This is a genomic window from Congregibacter litoralis KT71, assembly GCF_000153125.2.
Lineage (GTDB): Bacteria > Pseudomonadota > Gammaproteobacteria > Pseudomonadales > Halieaceae > Congregibacter > Congregibacter litoralis.
Genome location: NZ_CM002299.1, coordinates 4,056,215 through 4,083,140 on the forward strand (window position 1 = coordinate 4,056,215; position 26,926 = coordinate 4,083,140).

The following is a 26,926-nucleotide window of genomic DNA, read 5'->3' on the forward strand; positions in this document are numbered from 1 at the left end:
CGAAAGACGAAAGACGAAAGACGAAAGTGTCAGGCAGAAATCGCAGATAGATCAGCAGATAGAAATAACAGACAGACATAACAGATAGAAAAGGCGACAGGTAAGGATGCCCGCGCCATGACTCAAGGAAGAGTGAATCATGAATTACGCCGTGGTGCTCTCGCGCGCCAATCAGGGGCTTGATGCCCCCCTGGTTCGCGTTGAAGTCCATCTATCCAACGGATTACCCGCCTTTACCGTCGTGGGAATGCCTGAAACTGCGGTACGAGAGAGCAAGGATCGGGTACGCAGTGCACTCCTGAACTCTCACTTTGAGTTTCCCGACCGACGCATCACCGTCAATCTGGCGCCCGCGGACCTACCCAAGGGGGGCGGACGTTTTGATCTCCCCATTGCCCTTGGCATCCTCTGCGCCTCCGGCCAATTACCCCAGGATGCGCTCCTAGGCAGAGAATGCATTGGTGAACTGGCCCTGGACGGTACGCTCCGGGCGGTGCGGGGCACCGTTGCCGCCGCCATGGCCGCCAGTCAATGCAAACGCCAGACGGTATTGGCACAGGAATCAGCGTCCCTGTGCACATCGATACCGGGCTCGCGCATGATCTGCGCAAAGGACCTACTCTCCCTGTGTGCTGTGCTGCGCGGACGCGCAGAACCGCCCGAGATCGACAATACAGCAACGGCTCAGGTCACCACGTACAGAAACCTGGCGAATGTATATGGACAGCACGCTCCCAAACGCGCGCTGGAAATCGCAGCGAGTGGCGGACACAACCTCCTGTTTACGGGGCCTCCGGGGACGGGCAAAAGTCTTCTCGCCAACTGCTTACCGGGCATTCTCCCGCCCCCTGACGACCGGGAGTGGCTGACCGTATGCGCGCTTTACGACCTTCGGGGCACGGTCCCGCCTACCCGACAACGCGCTTTTCGGGCGCCCCATCACAGTGCCAGCGCTGCGGCCCTCGTAGGCGGGGGATCCATTCCCATGCCCGGAGAAATTTCTCTGGCGCACGGCGGCGTTCTCTTCCTCGATGAGCTACCGGAGTTTTCCCGCCACACTCTGGATATGCTCCGGGAGCCGCTGGAGACCGGCGAGATCTGCCTTGCCCGGGCGAGCTGCAGCATCCGCTATCCGGCGCGCTTTCAGTTAGTGGCCGCGATGAACCCCTGCCCCTGTGGCTATGCGGGAGACAGCGAAAAGCCCTGTAAATGCAGCGCCGGACAACGTATGAGCTATGCTGCCCGTGTCTCCGGCCCCCTGCTGGATCGCATGGATCTACAGGTGCGTGTGGACCGCGAAGATGCTGCGGACCTGTTTCGTGACCACGACGCAGAAGATTCGGCCATCGTTCAGGACCGCGTGGTGAAATCCCGGGAGCGGCAATTTGAACGTCAGGGGACCAGCAATGCCCAGCTTCAGGTCACCGCATTGCTGGATAGCTGTGCCTGCGGATCCGCGGAGCGGCGTTTGATTCAACAGAGCGCCAGGCAGTTAAAACTCTCGGCCCGGGCAGTACATCGACTGCTGCGCGTCGCGCGAAGCATTGCTGATCTCGCGGATGAGGATAAGGTGACGGTCAATGCCCTCCGGGAGGCCCTGTCCTATCGCGACACTCTCCGAGGGACGCCGTAAAAAAAATCACGATCTATGGGCATAAAAAAACCGCTGCGCTCACCGCGCAACGGTTCCTCTCAAACAAGCGGCTTACTGGCTGTTTTCGACCATGTAGTCGACCGCTGCCATTACAGCTTCATCGGACAGGTCCGCCCTGCCGCCTTTGGCCATCATTCCGGAACCGGCAATGCCATTGATGCCACTGTTGTACAGCTCGTCAATACCCTTGGCGATACGCGGGGCCCAGGATTCGGCGTTACCGACGATGGGGGCGCCTGCCGCTCCGGAAGCGTGACAAGCCAGGCATGCGGTGTTGTAAGTTGCTTCACCATCGATGGCAGCCATGGCATCTCCACCAGCGCTCATGGCACCCATCGCTGACGGCACGCCACCACAAGTTTCACCCTGCAGGCAGACTTCACCCACGGGCGCAATGCGCGCTTCGATAGCAGCCCGCTGCTCCTCGGTAAGCTCCACGGCCTGCGCCGCTGCAATCAAACCGACTGTCAGACCTAGCATTAAAATTCGCGTCAACACGATAGTTCCTCCGTTTCGTGGGCGCGCATTATAGCTGTAGGCGTAGCGGCTTCAAAGCACCATCTGCAGGCGACCCTGGGGGCAGATAAGCCGGTCTCTGCTACCATGCGGGCCCTCAAAACACACCATCTCAGACCACGAGGACCCGATGATGCACCTGTACACCTATGACCCCGCTCCCAACCCTCGCCGCCTGACCCTGTTCCTCAGTTACAAGGGCATTGAGCTACCCACAACACAGATCGATATGCGGGAGAACGAGCATCGCGGCGCGGACTTTCTCGCAATCAATCCTCTGGGTACCTTGCCGGCGTTGCTCACCGATGATGGCGTGCTTCTCACGGAAGTCATCGCAATCTGTGACTACCTGGAATCCCAGCATCCGGCAAAGCCACTCATGGGCAGCACGCCCCTTGAACGCGCGCTGGTACTCAGCTGGGACCATCGCATCTTTGTGTCAATTTTTGAGGCCTTTGCCGAAATGCTGCGCAATCGCAGCCCGGCCTTTGAGAACCGCGCACTTCCAGGCCCCCTGGACGTGGAACAGATACCGGCCCTCGAGGAGCGCGGTCGCAAGCGGTTTCGCGGAAGCCTTGAGCTTTTTGATAAAGAGCTTGGCGACAAGCCCTTCCTCTGCGGCGACACGGTGTCCTTTGCAGATATTGATCTGCTCGTCGGCGTCGAAACCGCCCGCTGGGTTAAGGAGTCTATCCCTGAGGGCTGCAGCAGGCTTGAGGCCTGGCTGGAGCGCACGCGAGAAGCCCTGGCCTGAATGCCATCGCTGCAGGCACCGGAGGCCGTCTGAGCGTTCCTCCAACGAAGGGACTCTTCACGCCCTCGCCCGCCCATCTACGGGCTTCTCTCCTGGTCCTGCTCCTCGTCCCTGTCGGCCTCCTCGCGGCCTGCAGCAACGGGGGACAGGAGGCCGAGCTGGAGAACTATCTGGAACGCTTATCGCGCCCCCTGGGCGTCGACGCTCAGAGCCCCGCTAAGGACCGGAGCCCCGTACCACCCCGCGCCGAATCCCTGCGCATCGACCTGGCGGGCAGCAAGCTCGACGGCATGGATTTTCTGCGACTCCGCGGCTGCGCGTTGCAGCAGACCGTAGCGCGACGCAACAGCAGCCTCGGCCGGGTGGCGCCCCCGTCCCAGCGTCTGCTCCTGGAACTGGCCTTTCTCCGCGACGCTCCCACCTGCATCGACACTCTAAGGTCCGATGGGAATGACGAACTTGCGACGGCCATCAGCGAAAGCGCTACCCTGAAGCGCTCTCAACTCCCGGCACTCATTTTCAACGCGACGCTGGGGAACAGCGAGTACCGGGATTTCTGGCGGACCTCGGTGCCTGCCCAGAACTACCCGGAGCAAACCAGCAGTGAGGTAATTACCGCGCTTGAGCAGGTGAGCGATGGAGCTCGCCGCTGGCTGTCCGGCGATTACGCCGCGGACGATATGAAATTCGAGCTCGCCCTCTCAGACATCGCCCGTGGTGACGGCGGTGAGCTCCTCGAAGCCCTGGCGCGCCAGGCGGCGTATCTGGATGCCGCCAACGCGGTGATCAGCGCGCAGGTCGACAAAGGCCCTCTTTGCCGGGCCAACACCCAAAGCGAAGCCGCAGCGATAGTGCGCACCGTGGTCAACAAATTTTTCATCCGGGAGGTGCAGGCGAGAGCAGCGAGTCTTGGGCAGCGCTACTATGATCTCAGCGAGCCCCTGCGGGAGCTGGAGCAACTCCTGGCAGATGCACTGCCCGACGCCTATGCAGACTGGCGGGATAACCGGGACAGGCGTTTTGACGCAGGTCTCAAGGCACCCAGAAATCACGTCACCCAGCTACAAGCCCTCCTCGGCGTTTGCTACGCTGAATTTGCAGCCAGGGACGACAGCACGGAGTAGTCCCCGCCGCCCCTTTGGCAAATGCCCTTTTTTTACAACGATCGGCCGGACAACACACCATGACACAGCCCTATGCGGATACTGGCACGCCCATCAATACCCTGAGTGAGCGTATTGCCCTGAGTAATGAGTGGCATGCCCGGCCACTGCTGACGCTTCCATCCCCCCTGCGCTGCTCCCATATGGTGTGCCTCCGCGGCGACACCAGCCTGGAGGAACGTCGCCAGGATTTTGCGGACTTTTGCGAGTCCCAGGGTCAGAGCGGCCCCAGTAAAGAGAGTCGTCATCACTCGGTGAATGTGGGCAACTGCCTCCTCAAATGGGAAGGCCACACGGAAGCCGATTCCTACACCCTGTTGGTAGCCGGTAACGGCGAGCCCCCTTTCGCTGCACCCGCCATCAGCTTTTTGGATGCCAGCATGCGATCCAGACTCATGGACCAGCTGTTCCTCGGTGTCCACATCGAAGTGATTCCCTGCACGGACAGTCCCGAAGAAAGTCGACTGCAGCGGGTTCGCGCCCTTTTGGGACGGCAGGAGGTCTATGGCGGCAGCATCTCGGACAACCAGGGCGAGATCTGGTCCAGCTTCCGTCTGGATGCCGAGGGATTTTCGCGCATTGTTATTATGGACTGCGCCCTCAGTGAGGCGCGTCTGTCACGCCAGGTGCAACGCATTCTGGAAGTGGAAACCTATCGCATGCTCGCCATGCTGGGACTGCCTGCGGCACGGGATGTCATGGGCACCCTCGGTGAGCTCGAGCCGGCGCTGGATGAGGTAATCGAGCAGATTGCCCATCGCGATGCGGACCCCGCCCTGGAGCTCTCCCTGGGTCGCATCACGCGCATTGCCGCCAAAGTCGAACACGTCGCCGCTGCCCATGCCTATCGCTTTGCCGCCTCCCGGGCCTATAACGGCATTGTAGAGCGACGCGTCGCGGAGTTATCGGAGCAACAGCAAGGCAGTGCACCGCGCTACACCACGTTTTTGCAAAAAACCCTGATGCCCGCCATGCGTACCTGCGAGGCCGCGGAGCGCCGCACCCAGGAACTGGCGCAGCGGGTCACCCGGGCAACGCAGCTCCTGGACTCCATGGTGGACATGGATCAGAAAAAGCAGAACCAGGCGATTCTCGAAAGCCTCGCCGAACGAGCCAACCTGCAGCTGCGCCTCCAGCAGTCCGTCGAGGGCTTTTCTATCTTTGCCATCACCTACTATGCCGTGGGTTTGCTGGGTTACCTGTTTAAATCGGCAAAGAGCCTGGGACTAGGGATCAACCCGGATCTGCTCACGGGCATTACCGCCCCCGTCGTGCTGGCAATCGTCTGGCTGTCCGTACGCAGTATCAAAAACCGCCTGAAGCGCTAGCTCACGAATCCTCTGGCGATCCGGAGCTATCAGCCAGCGGTAGCTCCCGCTTGGGATGCATGCCGTTGACCATGCCCATAAAGGGCGGATGAATGGAATAACCGAGGAGACGCCGCATATCCTCAGAAACCCCGGCGGCGGTGTCCTTGGAGACGGACAGAAAATAGTTTTCCTGGGTGCGCAGGTACGGCTCGCAGTACTGCCCCGTAAAGGCCATGCGGCTCTCCCCGGAGTAGTTCTCCCCACCGCCATGCCACAGATTGCCGAGAAACAGAATGCAGGAGCCGGCGGGCATCACCGCTTTTACCCGGGGGTCGCTGTCTGTGGGAAAGCGCCCTTCTCCCCAGAGATGACTCCCGGGGATGGCGACCGTCGCTCCGTTGTCCTCGGTGAAATCATCAATGGCGAACACCGTGGCAACGCTGAGCACGGGCCTGGGGCTGGGCCAGGGATAAAAACCGTCATCCGTATGCAGGGGCTGAGCGGGGGATCCCGACAAAATATTGATGACCTGGGCCTGGGACAGGAGATAGTTCGGTTTTAGCAGCCGGTCGAGATGCGCCAGAATCAGGGGGTGAACGATAAAGTCATCGGCCCCGCGACATTTCTCGGGCAGACCGTAGAGTCGTTGCGTTCGCTCACCCTCAAAGGAGTTGCGACCGGGCTTGTCCAGCCATAAGCGTGACTCTTCCCGCAAACGCTCAAGCTGTTGCTCATTGACCAGATTCTCGATGATAACGAAACCATCTCTCATGAGGTCGGCGTGCTGCGCCTCAAGCATTTTTGGATCGAGCTCAAGGCTGCCGTCGGTCCGGGAGAAACCATGGGTCCGCGCCAAATCCACGTCGACGTAATCCCGGAAGCTGTCAATCTGGCGAAAACGCGGATCGTTGCGTCCGCTGACGCTGTCCTCCGCCTTGCGGTCTTCCTCGCTTCCCCTCTCGCTCATGTTCTCAACCTCTTTGCCCCGCCCCTCGCAACGCGACCAGGCACATCACGCCGCTTCTCAGCCCAACACCGCGGGAACAAGCCACACCGCGACAACGGTTAGCAGTGCAAGGGCAATAAGATTCATCACGAACCCGGCGCGCACCATATCGGGAATACGGAGCAAACCGGAGGAATAGACGATCGCATTGGGTGGTGTTGCCACGGGAAGCATGAAGGCGCAGCTTGCCGCCAGAGTCACGGGCACGCAGAGCACCAGGGGATCGATACCCGATTGCAGGGCGATGGCCGCCACCACAGGCAAAAAAGTGGCTGCCGTGGCAAGGTTGCTGGTGAGTTCCGTGAGAAACACCACGAGTCCCGCAGCGGCCAGAACAAGCACGATCAGGCCCATGGACTCCAAACCGGATAAACCTTCACCCAACCACAGCGCCAGACCTGATCCTGACACCTGCGCTGCCAGGCTGAGCCCGCCCCCGAACAGTATGAGCACCCCCCAGGGCAGACGGCTCACATCGGACCACTGCAGGAGGGGTCCTCCCCCGGCGCCACCGCTGGGAATCACAAAGAGCAGCAGTGCGGCGGTCATGACAATGCCCGCATCGCTGAGCCCTGCCAAACCGGGCAAACCCGACAAGGGGGAGCGGAACATCCACAGCAGAATGACCGCCAGAAACAGCAGTCCCACACGCTTCTCGGAAGCGCTCATGTCGCCAATCTCATCCTGCATCCGGGCGATCACATCCTGGGTTTGCCGGCTCGCGGGAATGTTCACCCGATAGACCAGGGATGTGAGCACCCACCACCCCAGGGGAAGGAGCATCATGGACAGGGGCACACCGATCATCATCCAGTCCGCAAAGGCAATGCGGATGTCATAGGTGTCTGCGAGAAACCCCGCGAGAAAAACATTGGGCGGCGTACCGACCAGGGTAGACAGTCCGCCAATGGTGGTGGAGTAGGCGAGGGCGAGCATCAGGGCGATCTGAAACTCGCGAACATCGCCGCCCTGCTCAACAGATGCCTGCTCCGCAATCAGTGCACCTACGGAGGCAGCTATGGGCAGCAGCATCATGGTGGTGGAGGTGTTCGTCATCCACATGGACAGCACTGCCCCCACGAGCATGAAACCCAGAATGAGGCGTTTACCGTCGGTGCCCGTGCGCGTGAGAATCCACAGTGCTATGCGACGATGCAGGGACCACTTTTCCACGGCGATGGCGAGCATAAATGCGCCGAGAAAGAGATAAATGATGGGATGCGCATAGCTCGGCGCCACCTCCCCCATGGGGGCAATGCCCAGAAGATCAAAGGTCACCAGGGGTAGAAATGCCGTTGCCGCAACGGGCACCACCTCCGTCGCCCACCAGATCGCCATCCAGAGCCCTACCGCGGCAACTTTCCAGGCAGCGTCGGGCATAGCCGTCTGCGTGGTCCCAAGGACCAGCATTCCCCCGCAAAGGGCGGGGCCCAGCACCAGACCCAGACGCTGATAGGCTGCCAGGCTGTGGTCCGTCGTTGGCAATGTATCGCTCATAGGGGCCACTTTAACTATGCACGCAGGCATTACCAGAAAAATCGGCGTTTACCGGGGAAAAGTATCGACCAAAGGCAGCGCTAACCCTCATGAACCAAGCCAATTTGTGTGAAAATCACTGCCACCTCCACAGCGCAGGAAAAACACCATGACATCACCGGTTCAGGATTTAGATCACATCGCTATCAGCGTGGCCGATCTTGAAGCGGAAGCTGCCAACTACGCCGCGCTTTTTGGGACGCCGCCGGCTTTTCAGGGTCAGCAAAGCGGCACAGAGATGGCGGTTTTTCAAACCGGCAACGTTGCCGTGCATCTCCTTGAGTCAGAAAAGCCTCGCGGCCTGGAGGGCATCTGCTTTACCGTCGACAAGCTGGCCAGACTGCAAAGACGTCTTGGCCAGGTGGGAATCGCCGCTCACGAGAGTATCTCCCTCGGGCAACCGAACGCCGAAGAGCACACCTTAGCGGTGGTGGCGGAGCCCGCAACCACCCGGAACATTCAACTGTCTTTTATCGAAAAGTCGAGCCAGGGCGGTCGTGCCGGGGGTAGCCCCGGCGGTGGGCTGGACCACATCGTCATCGCGTCGCAAAACGCCGAGAGCACCGCATTTTTGCTGGGTTCCCAGTTAGGACTGGACCTGCGTATGGACATGAGTCGTCGGGACTGGAACGCCCGACTGATGTTTTTCCGCTGCGGCGATCTCATCGTGGAAGTCTTTGAACGCCTGGAGAACGACGCCTCTGACGGGGCAAAAGCTGAGTCCACCGCGGCCCCACCGGAGGACAGTTTTTACGGACTGACCTGGCGCGTTGACGACGCGGACGCGAGCCACAAACGGCTCCAGGAGTCAGGGTTTGATGTCTCAGAGGTGCGTCAGGGTCGAAAGCCCGGCTCCCGCGTGCTCACCGTCAGGAATAGAACCGCCGGTGTTGCAACCCTGCTGATTGAACTGCCCAAGGCCTAAAAAAAAAGGTTCATCGCGTATTAGCGGGATATAGCAAGTAGTAGAGGCGGACAGCCAATCGGTTTAGGTTGTAAGTGCAACCAAACAGCCGACCGAAGGACCGCCGCCATGCTTGATGCTACGTTTCCTGGCCTCGCCTGGGAAGGGTTTGTTCCTATCTCCTCGAAGACTCTGGGCTCCAGCACTTGTGTTATCCATCTCGCTCCCGATCCAGCGCAAGCTCCGGCGTGCGCGCAGTGCGGGGCCTTGTGTCCAAAGGTTCACGATACGCAGTATCGACGGGTGAGAGACCGCGATCTGTTCGACTATCGCGTATGGTTAGATGTGCCTGTCAGGCGCGTGCGCTGCCAGCGCTGTGGTGTGGGCCGCGAACGGCTCTCCTGGCTAGCGCCCCGTGCTCGCATGACGGAGCGCATGCGTCTTCACGCGGAGGTGCTGTTACGACTGCTGCCGATCAAACACGTCGCCCAACTGACAGGCCTGCACTGGCATACGCTCAAGGCGATCGATAAGGCTCGATTGGGGCGCGAGCTGCCGCCCCTAGACCTGAGCCGCGTGCGTTATCTGGTGATGGATGAATTCGCGTTATTCAAGGGGCATCGTTACGCCAGTGTTGTGATGGACGCCGAACGGCGGCAAGTACTGTGGGTCGGCGAAGGCCGTTCTCGCGAAGCGGTCAGGCCCTTCTTTGTCTGGCTGGGTGAGCATTGCCAGCATATTGAAGCCGTTGCAATGGATCAGAACACGGCTATGGACCTGGAAGTGCAGGCGCACTGCCCACAGGCGCGCGTGGTCTACGATCTCTTCCACGTGATGGCCAAGTTCGGCCGTGAAGTCATTGATCGTGTGCGAGTCGATCAGGCGAATGCGTTACGGCAGGACAGGCCGGCTCGTCGAGCGGTGAAGCAATCTAGATGGCTACTACTGCGCAACCCGGAAAATCTAGACGAACGGCAGGCGGCGGATCTCAACGAGCTCTTGGCGATCAACCAACCCTTGATGATCACATATCTGATGAAGAGCCAGCTAAAGCAGCTTTGGTATGCCAAGAACGAACGAGCCGCTCGATGGCGTTGGACGCATTGGTACAACCAGGCTCTGGCAAGTGGGATTGAGCCGCTCAGGCGCTTTGCAAAGAACCTGAAACCGTATGCCGAGGGCATTATTGCCAGTGCTGTTTACCCGCTAAACACGAGCGTGCTGGAAGGTGTGAATAACCGCATCAAGGTCATCAAACGAATGGCCTACGGATATCGTGATAGCGATTACTTCTTCCTCAAGATTAAATCCGCTTTTCCCGGAAAGGCGCGATGAACCAAAAAAAAGGCCGGCAATTTGCCGGCCTTTTATGAGGTTCTAGCTGAGGTTCTCGCTCAGCTTCCCAAAACCAGGCCCGATCAGGCGTTAGCTTTGCGCTCTTTCACTTCTGCAATTACCGTCTCTGCGACGTTCGCAGGGCATGGCAGGTAGTGCGAGAACTCCATGGAGAACTGACCGCGACCCGAGGTCATGGTGCGCAGGGTGCCGATGTAGCCAAACATCTCTGACAGCGGTACCTCAGCCTTGATGCGGACACCCGTGGGACCGGGATCCTGGTCCTTGATCATGCCACGGCGACGGTTGAGGTCACCGATAACATCACCGACGTGATCTTCCGGTGTGAACACATCGACCTTCATGATGGGCTCGATAAGCTGCGCACCGGCCTTGGGCATGGACTGACGGAAGGCACCCTTGGCAGCCAGTTCGAAGGCAATCGCCGAGGAGTCAACGGCGTGGAAACCACCGTCGTACACTTCAACTTCGACATCCAGCACGGGGAAGCCCGCAACGGTACCTTCGTTCATGAGGCTCTTGAAGCCCTTCTCGATCGCCGGGAAGAATTCCTTGGGCACGTTACCACCCACTACCGAGGTAGAGAACGCAAAACCGGAGCCGGGCTCGCCGGGGCGAATACGGTAGTCGATCTTACCGAACTGACCGGAACCACCAGACTGCTTCTTGTGCGTGTAGGAGTCATCGACTTCCTGGGTAATGGTTTCGCGGTAGGCAACCTGCGGCTTACCAACGTCCAGCTCTACCGCGTAGGTGCGCTTGAGAATATCGACCTTCACGTCCAGGTGAAGCTCGCCCATGCCCTTGAGAATAGTCTCTCCGGAATCTTCGTCTGTCTCGACGCGGAAAGAGGGATCCTCGGCAACCATCTTGCCGATGGCAATGGCCATCTTCTCGGCGCCCGCCTTGTCCTTGGGGGCAACCGCAATGGAGATTACGGGCTCCGGGAACACCATGGCTTCCAGGGTGCAGGGGTGCTTGGGGTCACACAGGGTGTGGCCCGTCTGCACGTTCTTCATACCCACAATGGCGATGATGTCGCCGGCCTGAGCCCGCTCCAGTTCGTTGCGATCGTTGGCGTGCATCTCAACCATACGGCCGATACGCTCGGTTTTGCCCGTGAAGGAGTTGAGGATGGTCTCTCCACGATTGAGCACACCGGAATAGATACGTACGAAGGTCAGGGCACCGAAACGGTCGTCCATAATCTTGAACGCCAGGGCGCGCAGGGGCTCTTCCGTGGACACGAGGGCCACTTCGCCTGTGGGCTCGCCAAGCTCGTCCGTGAGTTCCTGAGGATCAACTTCCGTGGGATTAGGCAGGTAATCGACAACCGCGTCCAGAATCAGCTGAACACCCTTGTCCTTGAACGCCGATCCGCAGTAGGTAGGGAAGAAGTCCAGCTTACGGGTACCGTCGCGGATGCAGCGCTTGATGTCTTCCATGGAGGGCTCGTTACCTTCCAGGTAGGCTTCCATGAGCTCATCATCCTGCTCCACAGCGGTTTCGATGAGTTTTTCACGCCACTCTTCGACCATGTCCACCATGTCTTCGGGGACATCGGTGATTTCAAAGCGCTCGCGATCGTCCGGATCCGGCCAGATGTGCGCCTTGCGTGTCAGCAAATCGACAATGCCGTTGAACTCGTCTTCACGACCGATGGGCAGCACCATGACCAGGGGGTTGGCGCCCAGCACGTTCTCAACCTGATCGACAACGCGCAGAAAGTCTGCGCCTACACGGTCGAGCTTGTTCACGAAGATGATCCGCGCCACTTCGGACTCGTTGGCATAGCGCCAGTTAGTTTCCGACTGAGGCTCTACACCGCCGGAGCCACAGAATACGCCGACGCCGCCATCGAGAACCTTCAGCGAGCGATAAACCTCAACGGTGAAGTCAACGTGCCCCGGGGTATCAATGATGTTCAGGCGGTGGTCCTTCCAGAAGCAAGTCGTTGCAGCGGACTGAATGGTGATGCCGCGCTCCTGCTCCTGTTCCATGAAGTCCGTGGTCGCTGCACCGTCGTGCACCTCACCGGTTTTGTGGATCTTGCCCGTGAGCTTCAGGATACGCTCGGTGGTCGTGGTCTTGCCGGCATCAACGTGCGCGAAGATGCCGATGTTTCTGTAAAGCGATAAGTCAGCCATGATGGTTCTCAAGGAGTTCGTAGTGAGGGGCGAAAAATTAGCTGCGGAAGGGTACAGGAAAACCGCCCGCATTGGGAGACTAAAAGCGGTAGTTTTGAACCCCCGCACAGTAAAGCCCGAAGGTCCCGGGATGACACAAGTCGCCGGCGTCTCCGCGGATGAGCGCAGTGCATGAGCGCAGCGCTTCATTTACTATCGCGGTCTATCTTACGCAATAACGCCTTGCAGCAAGCGGGATTCAGGAGCTTTCTATGAGTTGGTTCAAGCGCAGCGGCAAAAAGGACTCTGCGCCACCATCGGCAGCACCGCAGGCGGATGCCTCCCCGGCAGCGCCAGCCTCCGCAGGGAACCCTGTTGAGACCACCGCCGGGGATCTCGAGACCCTCAAAAGCCTCGCCGAACGCAAGCCGCCGGACGCCCTGGCAGATCTGTTCCTGGTCATGGAAGAGCACCTCAATGAACTGGAGCTGGAAGATATCCGGGCCCTGGTGGCTACCCTGCGCCAGCCGCCGCCCCTGGTTGAGCGCCTCAGCAGCGGACTTGACGACCCCGAGGAGTTGCGGGAGGCCATCCTTTCAAGCCCGACGTTGTCCGCGGATGTGCTGCGAGTGGTCAACTCTGCCGCTTTTGCCCTCAACAGCCCCATATCGAGCATCGAACACGCCGTGGCATACCTGGGGACCACGATGGTGAGGGGTCTGGTCCTCCAGAGTGCCGTGGGCCAGGTCATGGCTTTTGAAACCGACGTACAGAAAGCCGCCTATATGCGCATATGGCGGTCCAGCTATGTAGCGAGCGCCGCGGCTCAGGCCTACGCCAGGGCACTGAACGTTGAGCATCCTTCGGTGCACGCCACGAGAGCGCTGCTGGTGAATATCGGTGATCTGGCACTGATCTCCGCCCGCCCCGAGTTGTCGGTGATTTATGCGCCGAAAACAGACCTCCTGGGGCGCGTCGAGGCGCAACAGGAGGAAATCATGGCTAATTCCGCCGTGCTTAGTTCCCTCCTCGTTCGCCAATGGAGTCTCCCCGATGACCTCTGCGATTCCCTCCGCCATTCATTGACCCCTCTGACCTGGGCGCCGGAGGGCAACGAGCGCAGTGCCGACAAGCAGCGGGAGGATCTGGTGGTTTATCTGGCCTGTCGCATCGGCGACGCCGTTGCCTATGGTGGACTCAAGGACGTCGCAGATTTTGATCTCCTTGCCCAGGAGTCCGCGGATTTCTTTTATCTTCCCGATTATCTGCGCCGGCTGGAGCTCGGTGGCCTGCTGCAGGTAATGGCTGACCGGAGTCACGGTCGTCGCGTCCAGCAAATCATTGACACTTTTGGCGGCTAAGCGGACAGCGTCCCCTCCTCTCTCCACTTCCGGACCCGCCAAAGACTGCGTGTACACTCAGGAGAATTTATATTAGTGTATTAGTATAAATTAATACTAAAGAGCGCTAGTCATGTCCAAACTGCTGCAGCCTATTCTCGTCCTTTGCCTGTTCTTTGCTCCCCTCGCCCACGCCGAGGAACCCCTTCGCCCCTATGTGCTTGTCGACTCCGTAGAAGGCTCCCTTGACGAACAGCTGGAAGGGATGCGCGACACGCTTGAGAAAAGCGATTTTGAGATCGTCGGAGAATACCGCCCCTACTCCGGGACTGCCGTCCTTGCCATTACACACCCAGCACTACTGGAAGCCGCGTCCACGAGAGAATTTGGCGCTTATGCCGCCGTGCTGCGCATGGGTCTGAGCCAGGTGGGTGAGGAAGTGCAGCGGAGTTACGCCAACCCGACTTACTGGGGCCAAGCTTTTCAGGTAGGACCCCTGGACGCAGTGAGCGCTGCCCTCAACGACCTCCTGGGTGAGGGCAAGCCCTTTGGTTCAAAAAAAGGCCTCAGCGCAAAAAAACTGGCCTCCTATCGCTACATGATGATGATGCCGAAGTTCAAGGATCACGATCAGTTGGGGAGCTTTTCCAGCCATGCAAAGGCGCTCAGCACCGTTCGAGGGAACCTTGGGAATAACGTCGACAAGCTGACAGAGGTATTTGAAGTAGCCGTTCCGGGAACCGAAGAGGTGCTCTTTGGCGTAGCTATAGGCAGTGGCGACGGCAACGACAGGGACGTCATGGCAACCACCGATACCGGTGAGCTGAAACACAGCGCCCATCTTCCCTATGCCCTGCTGGTGTCGGGAAACAATGTCTACGCACTGGCCGGAAAATTCCGTATCGCCCTGGCGTTTCCGGATTTAGGCATGGGCACCTTCATGAAAATTTCCGGGGCCCCCGGCGCTATTCGTGAAAGCCTCGGCAGCCTTACCCACACCCCAGGCCCGCAATAGAGCGGGGTCGCTAAAGCTACACGATCACCCGCTCACGCTCGGTTTCGAGCAAGGCTTTAAAATCATCGAGGGGCAAGGGCCGGGAGTAGAGGTAGCCCTGGAAGCGCAGGCAGTTGGCACTGATAAGGAAGTCCCGCACCTCCTTCGTCTCCACGCCTTCGGCAATCACCTCCAGTTCCAGAGTTCGGGCCATGGAGACAATGGCGCGGACAATACTGGCATCGCCGGGATCCGTGAGCACGTCCCGCACAAAGGACTGATCAACCTTCAAGGTATCCAGAGGCAGGGACTTGAGATAGCGAAGGGACGAGTAACCCGTCCCAAAGTCATCAATGGAGAAGCGCACGCCCTGCTCGCGAAGGGACAACATCTTGGAGACCGTGTCGTCGACATCCTCAATGAGCAGTCCCTCGGTCAATTCGAGCTCAATGAGTCCTCGAGGGAGCTCGTGCCTTTCCATGGCCTCAAAAATTTTTTCAGAAAAGTTTTTCTGACGAAACTGCCGGGGGCTCACGTTAATCGCCAGAGAGAACTCCCGGTCGCGAAGTTCATCCTTGAGGCCCGCACCTATGCGACAGGCATTCTCAATCACCCAGTCACCTAAACGGTAAATGAGTCCCGAGTCCTCGGCCACGGGGATAAACACGTCGGGCGGTACAAAACTTCCCTCGTACTGCCACCGGATGAGCAGCTCCGCGCCGCAGATCGCCTCCTCATCGGTGTACTGAGGCTGCAGATAGAGCTCCAGCCCCTCGTCGGCGTCCAGGGCGCCCCGCAGCTGGCGCTCCATGTCCATGCGCTGGGAGAGGGATGCCTGCATTTCCGGCACGAAAAATCGCAGGGTGTTGCGGCCGTCGTCCTTGGCTCGATACATGGCCGTATCAGCATGCTTGAGGAGGTCATCCACATCATTGGTGTCATCGGGCAGCAGACTGACGCCAATACTCACGGTGATGTGCACTTCGTTACCCTTGATATTAATCGGCGCCTCGACGGCCTGCCGCAGGGTTTCACCACGACGGCGAACCACGGATACCACGTGCTCGCTACCGCCCTCGATGTCCGTCAGCAGCAGCACGAATTCATCACCCCCGAGGCGTGCCGCCGTGTCCGCCTCGCGAAGAAAGTCACTCAGGCGTCTGCCTATTTCTACAAGGAGTTCATCACCGGCGCTGTGGCCCAGGGAATCGTTGACCCTTTTGAAAAAATCCAGATCCAGAAACATAAGAGCCGCCTGGGTGTTGTTGCGTTTAGCTCGCGCCAACGCCTGGCCGAGGCGATCCTGGAGAAGGCGCCGGTTTGGCAGACCCGTTAACTCGTCAAAGAGGGCCTGCCGCTCAATGGTGTCTTCGGCCTTTGAGCGCAGATAGGTCATCTCAAGACCACCGATCACCGTGAGATTCACCCGCCGCGCAAAGGCCGTCATCATGATGAGATAGAGTACGGCCATCACGGCCATTAGCCCGGTTTCCGAGGAGCCCTCCACGAGCAAGCGCAGGGTGAAGGGCAGGAGAGAGGTTGCCAGAAAGGTGGCACTGGCCTCGATAAAAGCGGACAGACTGACGATGCTCCCGGCGCACATACCGGCAATCACAAAGGCCAGCAGAGACTGGTTCAACATGTTCCGGGGATCGTAGAGAAGATAACCTGCGGCCCCCCAGGCAAGTCCCGAGAGCAGCACGCCCAGCATCATCTCCCGATACCAGCGACGCGCCGAGGCCTCCCGAGCCTCTTCGGACATTTTTTTATAGCGCAGAGTGCTGGAGATACGGTAGATAGCAATGGTGAGCGTCGCTGCGCACCAACTTAGCACTGTAGTGCTGTTTTCCGGTGTCCAGAGAAGGTAGCCCAGAAGCAGGGTGTTCAGCACCACGGCAAACACCGAGACCGAAAGGCTTTCGTAGAAAATATTCAGACTCTCGAGAAAAACCCGATGTTTTAAGTCATCTGAAGCCTGTTCGTCTTCTGCCACGTGCGCCACCGTACCCTATATTTTCCGAACCTTTCTAATTGCGTTATCCCGGTCGTGAAAACCACGCTTTTACTGAGCATGTTCTTGGCTATAAAGTAACGCACCTTTGTTTCTGGTATCGCATACCCCGAACTGTACACGCCCCGGCGCAGGATTACTTCTATGGAGTCTACGGATACGTTACGACGCTGGCACCAGATGGTGCTCAATCAAAATCATGAGGGACTGTCTGACATTCTCACGGAAGACTGCGTGTTTCTCTCACCGGTGGTTCACACTCCCCAGAAAGGCCGCAAGATCACCGCGCTCTACCTGACGGGAGCTATGAATGTGTTTAACGAGAGCTTTCACTACACCAAAGAAGTGGTAACAGACGCCCACGCGGTGCTGGAGTTCGAATGTACCGTCGACGGCATTCTTATCAACGGCGTAGACATCATCAGCTTTGGGGATGACGGCCGCATCTGTGAATTCCGCGTGATGGTGCGCCCCCTCCAGGCGATGCAGATGCTTCACGCAAAAATGGCGGCCATGCTCGAGCAACTCAAGGCCGCGGCGCCCGTTACGGATCTTTAGTATCCCGGCGGGCAGTACGGTCGCGAAAATACACCGCGATTTCCTCGTCACCCAGGGTGCTTGTCAGCGCAAAGCGGTAGCCAATCTTTGCCGCCACCCTGACGGAGCGTGGATTGTCTGCGGAGATAATGCAAAAACTGCGCTCCCGACCGCCTTGCTCATCCAGCCATTGACAGGCGGCAGCCATACCCTCGGTCGCATAGCCCTTACCGGCAGCGTCAGGATGCAGAACCCACCCCGCCTCGGGGTAGTGTCCATCAAAACCTGGCAGCCCGCGTTTGAAATCGGCAAAACCCAGCTGCCCGATGTACTTGCCGCTGGCACGCTCCTCCACCGCCCAGTAACCATAGCCCAGCATGTCCCAAAGACCCCCGTAGCGCAGCAGGCGCATCCAGACATCCTGAGCGCTTAAGGCCGCGCCTGTGATAAAGGTATAGACCCCCGGGTGCTGCCAGATTGCAGTCGCAGCCGGGTGATCCTGTTCACAGTGTCCGCGCAAACACAGGCGCTCCGTCAAAATTTGAGGCACCGTCGACATTCATAACTCCATGGTGGGCGTTGTTCCGCGCTATTATCCGCCGCGGTTGAATGATCACAAAGCGTTTCCATGACGTCAGACCCCTACTTCAGTTTTCTTATCAATACGGTGCTCATCTGCACGCTCCTTGCGGGCGCGAACCTGATGCTCGCCGTGCAGAGGACGCATTTTGTCGCCGCCAGGGTCTTTGCCCTGGCCTTTGGAGCGAAAGCGCTGACCTGGCTCCTCACCGCTTTGTTACCCCCGGATGGCGCCCAGGCTGATCTCAGCCTGCTCCTGTTGAACGCCCTGGGCGCTACCGGAATGCTTGCCCTCTGGAGTGGCTTCAGTCTCAGAGCCGGCTACGGCGTCAACCCCTGGCTTATCGGCGGACTCTTCGCTCTGTGGCTCGGCCCGGTAATGGGCGTTGTTTTTCTGGATTTCGGGCGCAGCGCCCACGTGCCTTTTGCCGCCGCCTCCATCTCCATCGGCGCCGCTCTGAGCGTCTGGCACATCTATCGCAAGCGTGGCACGAGGAATGTTGGCGATTGGGCCCTCATAGTCTGGATGGCAGTTGTTCTGCCGGTTGCCGTCGCCGGGATGCTGACGGGGATGAGTAGCGCCCGCAGCGATCCCAATACGGCGTGGATCATGCTTCTGAGTGTTCTGCCGATTCTCTTCGCCGGGCTGGGGTTGTTTACCCTGGTGAGCATCGCCCTGGATGCCTTACATGATTCAAACCGCCTCGCGCGGACCGATGGTCTCACGGGAATACTCAACCGCCGGGCCTTCGACAGCGAGCTGGCCCTCGCCGTGGCCCGGGCAGAGCGTCATCAGCGGGAGCTATCGCTTATCGTATTGGATCTGGATGCTTTCAAAGCGCTGAACGATAACTACGGCCATGCCGCAGGCGACGCCATCCTCCGTGCCGTGGCCCGAATCATGACCGAAACCGCCCGTCGCATTGATATTGTCGCTCGCATCGGAGGCGAAGAACTTGCCGTGATTCTGCCCGACACACCGGCATCCGCAGCCCTGCGTCTGGCCGAGCGGCTGCGCCAGGCGATCGATGCCGCGAGCACTGACAGCCTCGCCGTATCCGCAAGTTTTGGCGTTTCCAGCATTCAGGACACGGGTCACGATGCCAAAGCCCTCCTCGCCGCAGCGGACCAGGCGCTCTATGCCGCCAAGGATGGAGGACGCAACTGTGTTCGCTACGCTCTGGAACCGCTGCGGGAACCCGCCGAACTCATTGGTCTGGTGAAGTAAGCCGACCGGCATCGATGGGGGTTTTCAGTTCCCGTCGGAGACCCTCGGCCAGCTCGGTAAAAATCCGGAAGCTGTCGTCCGCCGCGAGGCGCTCGTTGATAAGCGCGGTAAACGCCTCATTCTCTATACTCTCAAGCTCCCCGAGTAGCTTTGCAGGATCATCAAAACCCGCCCCCCGACGCAATTCCAGCACCCGTAGATAAAAGTCATCAATGCGATCCTTGCGACGCCGTGCCCGCCAGCGTCCAAAGGCCAGGACGCCGGTGACCAACAGGGCGGCCAGGTACACCAGGAAATTCAGGGTCTCGGCGTAGCGTTCCAAAAATCCCGGCTCATCGCGATCAAAATACTGTCGGGAGCCGCGATGGAGGGGGAAGGTCAGATCCCCCACATCAAAGTCAGCGCTCATCCAACGAAAGAGCGCGGGCTCAACGGCGGCGAAGCGTGGTTTTTGCTCCAACAGCACGCGCGTGAGTTCATAGATCAGGGAGTCGTCGGTGGATTTGTGGGCAACGAGAAGCATATCGACCGCCAGTGCATCGATACCCACCTCATTCCCCGGAAGAGAATAGGTCAGGGCGGGAATCCGTGTGGAGCGCAGCTGTGGTACCAGAAAGCTGATGCCATCGATGTAAAACTCCGCGCCGGCGGCATCAAACTTGGACAGAGGCACCAGGCTGAAACCGTCGGGAAACCAGGCGGTGTTGTGGGGATTAATGGGGCCCAGGTAGAACAACAGATCCGGCTGACCGGCATCCCCGGCTGTCCATAGTTCGTAGCTGTCGGGGAGCTTCTCCGCACGCTCGAGTAACAGATCGAGAACCATACCCGCGGTGTGGGAGCCGTGAAGCAGCTGCACCCGCAGGGGACGCTCCCCACCCCGGAAGTCGTCGACGCTGACGCCTTGGCGGGCCGCCAGGTGCACAACGCTCTCATACAAGGGCAAAACCGTGCGTATACCCGGCTCAAAGGTGCGGGCGTTTTCTATGATGGCCAGCTGTGCCGACTCGTCCTGCAGGGAGGCGATGGGGTCGTCGCCGTCACCATAGCTCGCATCCGGCTCCAGGCGAATCCCTGTTTCCTCATGAACAATGGCCGACAGCGCCTTGAAGTTGAGCTGCTGGCTATCCGGCGGATGCAGACGGAGCGTCGTGGCAGACAGCGCAGCGGCCGACACGCCGCTGAGGAGCAGGCAGGCGACGAGGTGGCAGCATCGCTTCACGATGTCGCCCGCGATTGTTTTCTGCCGAAGCGCGGACGCCACACTGCAAGGACCACATTGGCAACGGCAACGCCCAGAATCACCAGGGTGGACTTCCACTCGGACACCGTCGTGAGCCCCAGAAGCGTCGGGTCAAGCTCTCCGGCCAGGGCCTGTGCGGCCCGCGCCGCTTCCTGGGAGGCGGGGCCTTTCACCGCGATGAGGGTGCCTTCAAACACCGAGACCCCGAGAGCCAGCTTCATCCAGACCCAGCCCTGACCATGAAAAGCATCGGTCCATGCCATGGAAAGGAGCCCGCTAACCAGCACCAGACCCAGGGACGGAAACAGTATCCACTGGGCGATCAGGCCCATCTGCTCGCGAGCCGTTGCATAGGCCGGGAGCGACTCCACCGGCGGCATGTTTTGCAGCATCAGTAATTGCACCACCAGGGCACCGGTGAGACCGATGCCTCCTATGGTGTGCATGAATTTCAGCGCCTTACGCATAACAATAAACCGTGTCAGCCTGTGCCTACATCATAGCCAGCGCCCCCGGACGCACCAAGGGTTGGGCCCTAGCTATGGAGATAATGTCGCCAAAAAATACCCGTTGCCACACTGCGATAGGGCCGATAACGCTCCCCAAGGTTTTCGAGCCATAGTTTGTCCGGCTTATGGGGCCTGCTTTTTATCGCCGTCGCTGCCTTTACCAGCGCTAGATCACCCACGGGCCAGAGGTCCGGTCGGCGCAGGGCCAGCATCAGATACACGTCAGCAGTCCAGTTGCCGATACCCGTAATGGCCGTCAGCAGGGTACGAACCTCCTCATCAGGTTTCCGTCCCAGAGCATGGATGGGCAAATCCCCTGCGATAGTCGCCTCGGCGACCAGTCGGGTGTAGCGTGCTTTCTGACGGCTGACACCAGCGGCTCGCAATGCCTCATCGGACAGCTGAAGATAAGCCTCGGCGGTGAATTCGGGCAGTAAGGCTGCCACCTTGTCATAGGTGGATTTTGCCGAGGCCAGAGATACCTGCTGTTCAAAAATAATGTACACCAGGGTAGGGAAACCCGGGGGGCGGGACAGAAGCTTGGGCGGGCCATGGCGCGCCACAACACGCGCAAGATCGCGGTCGCCGGCGATCAGCGTCTCTACCGCCTCGGCATAGCTGGCGTGTGTGAGTCGGGCCATGGTCCGGGACTGGGGCTTATTCGGCCGTCTCTGCCAGGAACTGGTCGCGAAGAAGCCGCTTGAGAATCTTTCCGCTGGGATTGCGGGGAATACTGTCCACAAAACGTACCGCCGTCGGTTGCTTAAACCGCGCCAGCTTGCCCTGGCAGAAGGTCATCAGCTCCCTATCCGTGAGGGCTTCATCCGCCGCAACGATCACGGCGAGGGGACTCTCCCCCCATTTCTCGCTGGGCAAACCAATCACCGCCGCGTCAGCCACCCCATCGTGTTGCATCAGTACGTTCTCGATTTCTGCGGGATACACATTTTCACCACCGGAGATGATCATGTCTTTTTTGCGGTCGCAAATCGTGACAAAGCCTTCCGCGTCCATGGTGGCGATATCGCCCGTGTGAAGCCAGCCATCCTGCAGGGTTTCGGCGGTGGCATCGGGACGATTCCAGTACTCCTTCATCATGTGCCGACCCCGGAGAAGAATCTCGCCGGTTTCGCCCGCGGGGACGGTCTCACCATGGGCATCCACGATCTTTGCCTCCGTATGAAAAAACGCCCGGCCCGCGGAGCCGACATGCGTGAGGGAGTCTTCACCGACGATCAAACAGCCGGGGCCGCCGCTCTCCGTCAGACCATAGACCTGGTGAATCTCGATACCCAGATCAATGTAAGCGTTGATTGTTGCCACGGGCACGGGCGCAGCGCCGCAGATGATGTTGCGCACACTGGAATGATCGTACTGCTCGTAGCCGGGAACCTGGAGCATGAAATTCAGCATCGCCGGCACGGCGAGACTGGTGTCGATGCGCTCGGACTCGAACAGCTGCCAAACCTTCAGGGGATCGAAGTCGCGAAGAATGACCAGACTGTTGCCTCGATAGACGGCCCCGATCATCGGCGCCAGGGCGCCCACATGGAACAGGGGCAGAAGGAGCAGGTAACGGTCCGTACCCCGGATGTCGCCGGTATTGACCATGGTGATGATGGCCCAGAAAACCGTTTCGTGCGTGTGCACCACGCCCTTGGGCAAGCCCGTTGTACCCGAGGTGTACATGATGAAGAGGTTGTCCTCGGGACCGGCCAAAAACTCAGGTTCATCCGCGGGTTGCTGCGCCAGCAAGCGCTCATAGTGACGGGCAAAGTCCGGTGCCTCGGCGCCGACAGCAATCCAATGCTCAACATCACTGCCAGCAACGTCGCGTCCGCGAAGATCCTCCGCAAGATGAGTAAAGTCTGTATCGAATATCAGTGCTTTTGCGCCGCCGTCCTTGAGAATGAAGGCCAGCTCATCGGCGGTCAGGCGCCAGTTAAGAGGCATAATCACCAGCCCGGCTTTTGCGGGGCCGAAAAAGCTTTCGATAAACTGATGTCCGTTGTACGCCAGCAGAGCGACGCGGTCCCCGGGCTCCAGCCCCATGCCCGAGAGGGCATGACACAGCTGATTTGCACGATGGTTTGCTTCGCGAAAGCTAAAGCGCCGCTCGGCCTTGATGTCGTAGAGCATCTCCTGCTGAGGACTCACACGGGAGCGGGTTGTCAAAAAATGACCAATGTTCATATCTGATTGCATGCTGTGGTCCTTTATTGTGATATTCACGAGCATTCACCGCTAGCGTAGTCCAGAGCCGGCGTCTTTAACACTGTATCGCCACATTTTCGTGGGCAGCCCCGCGTGATATTGTGACGCTGCTTAAATTATCCCGCATTAGTCACTAGAGCTTCCAATCATGAAAAAAATTCTCCTGATGTTAGGCACGGCCGTGCTGGCGGTCATCGCAGGCTGCAGTTCCAGCGGTCCGGTCATTGATTATGACAACAGCATTGATTTCTCCGGCTACAAAACTTTTGCCTTCATCAGCGATCATCCTCTGATGCGCGGCGAAGGTGCCACCGCCGCCTCCCCGCTGCTGGAGGGACGGCTCATGCGAATCACGGAAGACGCCATGAGCGCCAAGGGCTTCCGGATAGTCGATAACCCTGAAGCGGCGGATTTCGCCATCGGCTTCACCTCCGGGGCGCGGGACAAGATCAAAGTCAACAGCTACCCGGAACCTTATCGTCCTTACTACGGTGGCTGGGGCGGATGGGGCGCTCCTTACTACGGCGGTTATAGCGGCGGATCCAATGTGGACGTGCAGCAGTATGTGGAAGGCACCCTGGCCATCGACATCTACGACGTAGCAGAGCACAAGCCTGCCTGGCACGGCGTGGCAACGAAACGCATCACGGATAAAATGCGCAGGAACCCTGACGAATCACTCACGGAAATCGTCACTGAAATCTTTGAAGGATTTCCCCCCGGCGCAATGAACCCTTAAAGCGGCAGGAAGGTCCTCACAGGCACCGAACCTAACATCGGGTTCGCTTGTCAGCTGAACGGGGCTTCTCGGGCCCCCGTCAGCGACTATTCCTGATTCTGGCTCTCGTTTTCCTTATCTTTATCAGCCTGCTTGGTCTGTCGGGCCCGCTCGTAGGGTTTCTGTGAGGGCGAACCGGACATGCTGCGAATAGTCAGGCCGCCGATGCTCCAGCTGCCATCATCTTCGTTGTCCCCGTCGCCCTGGGCGCTTCCCCGAGCGTTCCCTTGCGTATCCCCCGCCTCTGTTTCCGATGAGGAGACAGTGCCCATTGCTTGTGCATCGGATGAAGGCGCCGGCGCAGGGCTTAGCGCCGACGCTCCACCCATGGCATCGTCCATCACCTGATAGCGCCTCGACTGCGCTTTGATGCAGGCAGAGCCCGCCGCAGCGCGAACCAGGCCTTCGATATCCTCGCTCCACCAGCCGTCAGCACCGGCGCGCAGCTCGGCTACGGTATCCGCGACCACGTCGGTACAGGGGTCGGCAAAGCTTGTGAGGGGCTGACAAAGCAGCGCACCCAGAGTCAGGGTCAGAGCATTTCGCATGATGCAATTCCATAAAGAGGGCTCAAAAGTATAGCCGAGGGCGAAGGTTTCGAAACCCCGGACAAGCCCTCACCCCGCAGCGCACCAAAATGATGCACCACGCTCCCTAAAGCAGCTTTTCCCTGAGATACCCGGTGAATGAATCGCTCATCAGCCCGCTCCCTGACCCCTTAGGCATCGCCAATGCTGGGTAAATGCACTTCTGGTCTGGTTCTTGCTGAGAGGGCTGTGGGCGAATGCTTCGCGGTCCCTCGAGGATTCGCACGCCAACGCACCAACAACGAATCCAAGGGGAGAGAAACATCCATGCAACACATGCAAAACCTTAAGCGCATCGCCGCCCTTACCGCACTGGCTGGCTGCGCCGTCGCTGCGCCGACCCATGCCGGCGAATTGAGCGCTAACGCCTCAGTCACCAACAACTACATCTGGCGTGGCCTCACGCAGACAGAAAACGAATCCGCGGTCCAGGGCGGCATCGACTACTCCGCAGACAGCGGCTTTTACGTCGGCACCTGGGTCTCAAACGTTAACTACGGACCCTCAGACGTTTACTCCTACGAACACGATCTTTACGCGGGCTATGCCTTCGAAGCGGGCGGTGTGAGCTGGGATATCGGCTACCTGTATTACAACTATGATGAAGAGGCCAATTTCGATTTCGGCGAGGTCTACGCAACCGTGGGCATCGGTGGTTTCAGTGCCTCCGCCTACGTACTGACCAACACCGAAGCCGATGAGGGGCCCGGCCAGGACTTCGGCGCCGGCGGCACCTATTACATCTCCGCCGACTACGGCTTTGAGGTGGGTGACGGCATCGGCATCGGATTGCACGTGGGTTATCACGACGGTGACTTCGCCGAGGCCTTCAACGGCTCTGATGGCGGCTACTACGACTACAATATCAGCCTGTCAAAAGGTGGCTTTGGCTTTATGTTCACGGACACCAATGTATCGGGACCCGCTGCCGACGGCGGTTACGACAACGATGAATACAAGGTCGTTGTTTCCTATTCGGTCGACATCGAGCTCTGAGGCTCGCCACCGGGCTCAGCGCGGAGTAGTACTTCCGGTAACACGCTCAGCGCCGACCCGGCACTAGCAAACCTTGGCCGCTCCGATCACTGGATGTTTTCCGGTGGCCGGTGCGGCCTTTTTGCTCTCTGCCCGCGCTCCAGCGCGGCTCGGGCGAGAGCCATGCGCTGCTCCCTGGGTAAATCCGCCGAGATGTCTATCAGGTTTTTATGAATAAGCGCCTGGTAACGGGCCGACACCTCACGGGAGCGCTCCAGGGCTGACGCCAGGGCCTCGGGGTCAAAATCTTCCGCTGACACTGCCTCGCGAACGGCGCCCTGGGCCCGTCGCATCTCCTCCCGCAGGGGACGCACCTGGGGGAACTGCTCGCGCATTTGTCGACGCACCATGCGCCGGGTCTCCGGAGCCATCTCCTCCGCCATCCACGCCATGGGCGGCGGCTCGACGGGCCCGCGTGTCTTTCCGATAAAGAAGCCGGCAATCAGCAGATTTGTCGCGACGGACAGCAGAAGTGCGATCACTACCAGGTTACTTTTTTTCATAACAGACCTCTGTTCCCGCCCATGTCGTGTTCATAGCCGCCCCTCTTAATACCAAGCTTCTATTCATACCAGGCCGCCTCGGCCCCAGCCGGCAGCAGCAGGCTTTGCTCCTGCAACTCCCAATCCGTGGCCGACACCACCGTTTGCGACTCGAGACCGATAGCCAAACCGAGGAACAAGGGGAATGTGGCCGCCATGGCGGGCCGCCACCAAAGCTGGGGCCGATGGGGGAAGAGCCAACGCACAACACGGTCGCTCACAGACTCCGGCAGCGCCGCGAGGATCCGCTGCTCAAGATTCACGGGATCGGGTACATAGCTGTCGAGCATCACATCCAGCGCCCGGGCATCGGCGAGGCGTTTTTGTAGATGGGGAGAGGTCTCAAGACAGGCGAGCATCTCCTGACGCAGATCATCCGGCCAGCACGCCTCCCTACTACCGTAGCTTTCCAGTAGCTCCTCCAGTCGATCAGGACTCAACATGACTTAACAACTCCTCTCTTAATCGGCGGCGCGCCCTGGCCAGCAAGGACTCCAGCGCATCCACGGAGACGTCGAGAACAGTCGCCGCCTCCCGGTTCGACAGACCCTGGTAATGACACATAAGCAGCGCACTCCTCTGACGCTCTGGCAGGCCTTCCAGCGCTGTGCGCACGCGGTGAGCACTGTCCGTGGACTCGGCATCCCCCTCGGGACCGGCGGTCGTCACTTCGAGCTGGCTCTCGTCATCGGTAAACGACAGGCGGGCATTGCGACGAAAGCTGTCTACGCAGAGATTGTGCGCGATATTGTGCAGCCAGGTTGTAAGACGGGCGCTGCTGCTTTTGTAGCTACCCGCGCGGGTCCACAAACGGAGAAAAGTCTCCTGAACCACATCGTCTGCCGCGCCGGGGTCCGAGAGCATGCGCCGTGCATAGCGCACAAGAGGCTGCTGATGCGTTTTCAGGAGTTCGCCAAAAGCCGCCCGGTCACCATCAGCGACGCGGGCGACCAGCAATGCCTCGTGGTCTCGCTCCATAGAAGCCCTGGGCTAGGTGCACCCGG

26 protein-coding genes are annotated in these 26,926 nt (G+C 59.4%); 12 read left to right on the plus strand and 14 right to left on the minus strand.

Annotation, left to right across the window (positions count from 1 at the left end; all coding sequences use genetic code 11):
* Positions 1-139: 139 nt before the first annotated feature.
* Positions 140-1,633 (plus strand): YifB family Mg chelatase-like AAA ATPase, encoded by a 1,494-nt coding sequence (locus KT71_RS18370; protein WP_008293826.1) that lies wholly within the window; start codon positions 140-142, stop codon positions 1,631-1,633.
* Positions 1,634-1,705: 72 nt separating this feature from the next.
* On the opposite strand, the gene KT71_RS18375 is transcribed toward KT71_RS18370, so the two are convergent.
* The gene (locus KT71_RS18375; RefSeq protein ID WP_008293825.1) at positions 1,706-2,134 is read right to left on the minus strand and encodes a c-type cytochrome; all 429 of its coding nucleotides are present in this window, start codon (positions 2,132-2,134) and stop codon (positions 1,706-1,708) included.
* Positions 2,135-2,300: 166 nt separating this feature from the next.
* Here KT71_RS18375 and KT71_RS18380 point away from each other — a divergent pair, with 166 nt between their 5' ends.
* From KT71_RS18380 to KT71_RS18390, 3 genes are all read left to right on the plus strand, one after another.
* Positions 2,301-2,924 carry a glutathione S-transferase family protein gene (locus KT71_RS18380; RefSeq protein WP_008293824.1) on the plus strand — a complete coding sequence of 208 codons (624 nt, stop codon included), beginning with the start codon at positions 2,301-2,303 and terminating at the stop codon, positions 2,922-2,924.
* 170 nt (positions 2,925-3,094) lie between these two features.
* Complete coding sequence (locus KT71_RS18385) at positions 3,095-4,048, plus strand: DUF3080 family protein (RefSeq protein ID WP_084567019.1); 954 nt, start codon at positions 3,095-3,097, stop codon at positions 4,046-4,048.
* Positions 4,049-4,107: 59 nt separating this feature from the next.
* Positions 4,108-5,415 (plus strand): DUF3422 family protein, encoded by a 1,308-nt coding sequence (locus tag KT71_RS18390; RefSeq protein ID WP_008293822.1) that lies wholly within the window; start codon positions 4,108-4,110, stop codon positions 5,413-5,415.
* Position 5,416: 1 nt separating this feature from the next.
* Here KT71_RS18390 and KT71_RS18395 read toward each other — a convergent pair whose 3' ends face one another.
* Complete coding sequence (locus KT71_RS18395; RefSeq protein ID WP_008293821.1) at positions 5,417-6,364, minus strand: phytanoyl-CoA dioxygenase family protein; 948 nt, start codon at positions 6,362-6,364, stop codon at positions 5,417-5,419.
* Positions 6,365-6,421: 57 nt separating this feature from the next.
* Complete coding sequence (locus KT71_RS18400) at positions 6,422-7,900, minus strand: SLC13 family permease (protein WP_008293819.1); 1,479 nt, start codon at positions 7,898-7,900, stop codon at positions 6,422-6,424.
* Positions 7,901-8,048: 148 nt separating this feature from the next.
* On the opposite strand from KT71_RS18400, the gene KT71_RS18405 reads away from it, so the two are divergent.
* A complete protein-coding gene (locus KT71_RS18405; protein ID WP_008293818.1) occupies positions 8,049-8,864 on the plus strand; it encodes a VOC family protein in 816 nt (271 codons plus the stop codon).
* A 108-nt stretch (positions 8,865-8,972) separates the two neighbouring features.
* Complete coding sequence (locus KT71_RS18410; protein WP_023659797.1) at positions 8,973-10,178, plus strand: ISL3 family transposase; 1,206 nt, start codon at positions 8,973-8,975, stop codon at positions 10,176-10,178.
* 83 nt (positions 10,179-10,261) lie between these two features.
* On the opposite strand, the gene fusA is transcribed toward KT71_RS18410, so the two are convergent.
* Positions 10,262-12,346 carry an elongation factor G gene (fusA, locus tag KT71_RS18415; RefSeq protein ID WP_008293817.1) on the minus strand — a complete coding sequence of 695 codons (2,085 nt, stop codon included), beginning with the start codon at positions 12,344-12,346 and terminating at the stop codon, positions 10,262-10,264.
* A 251-nt stretch (positions 12,347-12,597) separates the two neighbouring features.
* Here fusA and KT71_RS18420 point away from each other — a divergent pair, with 251 nt between their 5' ends.
* On the plus strand, positions 12,598-13,686 hold the full coding sequence (locus KT71_RS18420; protein WP_008293815.1) for an HDOD domain-containing protein: 1,089 nt from the start codon (positions 12,598-12,600) through the stop codon (positions 13,684-13,686).
* 112 nt (positions 13,687-13,798) lie between these two features.
* Positions 13,799-14,680, plus strand: coding sequence for a hypothetical protein (locus KT71_RS18425; RefSeq protein WP_008293814.1), 882 nt, complete (start codon positions 13,799-13,801; stop codon positions 14,678-14,680).
* A 16-nt stretch (positions 14,681-14,696) separates the two neighbouring features.
* Here the strand turns inward: KT71_RS18425 and KT71_RS18430 are convergent, their stop codons facing one another.
* Entirely contained in the window at positions 14,697-16,652 is a 1,956-nt protein-coding gene (locus KT71_RS18430; protein WP_202962373.1) for a putative bifunctional diguanylate cyclase/phosphodiesterase, read from the minus strand.
* Between the two features lie 162 nt (positions 16,653-16,814).
* Here KT71_RS18430 and KT71_RS18435 point away from each other — a divergent pair, with 162 nt between their 5' ends.
* The gene (locus KT71_RS18435; RefSeq protein WP_023660339.1) at positions 16,815-17,228 is read left to right on the plus strand and encodes a nuclear transport factor 2 family protein; all 414 of its coding nucleotides are present in this window, start codon (positions 16,815-16,817) and stop codon (positions 17,226-17,228) included.
* On the opposite strand, the gene KT71_RS18440 is transcribed toward KT71_RS18435, so the two are convergent.
* Entirely contained in the window at positions 17,215-17,766 is a 552-nt protein-coding gene (locus tag KT71_RS18440) for a GNAT family N-acetyltransferase (RefSeq protein ID WP_008293811.1), read from the minus strand. The two genes, KT71_RS18435 and KT71_RS18440, sit on opposite strands and share 14 nt — an antisense overlap.
* A gap of 69 nt (positions 17,767-17,835) precedes the next feature.
* Between KT71_RS18440 and KT71_RS19900 the strand changes: the two genes are divergently transcribed.
* Positions 17,836-19,014, plus strand: a complete 1,179-nt coding sequence (locus KT71_RS19900; protein WP_008293810.1) for a GGDEF domain-containing protein — start codon at positions 17,836-17,838, stop codon at positions 19,012-19,014.
* Here KT71_RS19900 and KT71_RS18450 read toward each other — a convergent pair.
* The 4 genes from KT71_RS18450 to KT71_RS18465 form a co-directional block, all read right to left on the minus strand.
* Positions 18,995-20,236 (minus strand): TAXI family TRAP transporter solute-binding subunit, encoded by a 1,242-nt coding sequence (locus KT71_RS18450; protein WP_008293809.1) that lies wholly within the window; start codon positions 20,234-20,236, stop codon positions 18,995-18,997. The genes KT71_RS19900 and KT71_RS18450 overlap by 20 nt on opposite strands.
* Positions 20,233-20,703 carry a hypothetical protein gene (locus tag KT71_RS18455; RefSeq protein WP_238549442.1) on the minus strand — a complete coding sequence of 157 codons (471 nt, stop codon included), beginning with the start codon at positions 20,701-20,703 and terminating at the stop codon, positions 20,233-20,235. The genes KT71_RS18450 and KT71_RS18455 overlap by 4 nt, the downstream gene beginning before the upstream one ends.
* An 89-nt stretch (positions 20,704-20,792) precedes the next feature.
* A complete protein-coding gene (locus tag KT71_RS18460) occupies positions 20,793-21,407 on the minus strand; it encodes a DNA-3-methyladenine glycosylase family protein (protein ID WP_008293807.1) in 615 nt (204 codons plus the stop codon).
* Between the two features lie 16 nt (positions 21,408-21,423).
* Complete coding sequence (locus tag KT71_RS18465) at positions 21,424-22,971, minus strand: long-chain-fatty-acid--CoA ligase (RefSeq protein WP_023660340.1); 1,548 nt, start codon at positions 22,969-22,971, stop codon at positions 21,424-21,426.
* 157 nt (positions 22,972-23,128) lie between these two features.
* On the opposite strand from KT71_RS18465, the gene KT71_RS18470 reads away from it, so the two are divergent.
* Positions 23,129-23,719 (plus strand): DUF4136 domain-containing protein, encoded by a 591-nt coding sequence (locus KT71_RS18470; protein WP_008293805.1) that lies wholly within the window; start codon positions 23,129-23,131, stop codon positions 23,717-23,719.
* 86 nt (positions 23,720-23,805) lie between these two features.
* Here the strand turns inward: KT71_RS18470 and KT71_RS18475 are convergent, their stop codons facing one another.
* Positions 23,806-24,306 carry a hypothetical protein gene (locus tag KT71_RS18475; RefSeq protein ID WP_008293804.1) on the minus strand — a complete coding sequence of 167 codons (501 nt, stop codon included), beginning with the start codon at positions 24,304-24,306 and terminating at the stop codon, positions 23,806-23,808.
* Positions 24,307-24,612: 306 nt separating this feature from the next.
* Here KT71_RS18475 and KT71_RS18480 point away from each other — a divergent pair, with 306 nt between their 5' ends.
* Positions 24,613-25,341 (plus strand): TorF family putative porin, encoded by a 729-nt coding sequence (locus KT71_RS18480; protein WP_008293803.1) that lies wholly within the window; start codon positions 24,613-24,615, stop codon positions 25,339-25,341.
* Positions 25,342-25,427: 86 nt separating this feature from the next.
* Here the strand turns inward: KT71_RS18480 and KT71_RS18485 are convergent, their stop codons facing one another.
* Genes KT71_RS18485 through KT71_RS18495 form a run of 3 tightly spaced genes read right to left on the minus strand, consistent with a single transcriptional unit; the run spans position 25,428 to position 26,900 of the window.
* Positions 25,428-25,883 carry a periplasmic heavy metal sensor gene (locus tag KT71_RS18485; protein WP_008293802.1) on the minus strand — a complete coding sequence of 152 codons (456 nt, stop codon included), beginning with the start codon at positions 25,881-25,883 and terminating at the stop codon, positions 25,428-25,430.
* A gap of 59 nt (positions 25,884-25,942) precedes the next feature.
* Complete coding sequence (locus tag KT71_RS18490) at positions 25,943-26,365, minus strand: hypothetical protein (protein WP_023660341.1); 423 nt, start codon at positions 26,363-26,365, stop codon at positions 25,943-25,945.
* Positions 26,352-26,900, minus strand: a complete 549-nt coding sequence (locus KT71_RS18495) for a sigma-70 family RNA polymerase sigma factor (protein WP_008293800.1) — start codon at positions 26,898-26,900, stop codon at positions 26,352-26,354. Before KT71_RS18495 ends, KT71_RS18490 begins: the two co-directional genes overlap by 14 nt.
* Positions 26,901-26,926 lie beyond the last annotated feature (26 nt).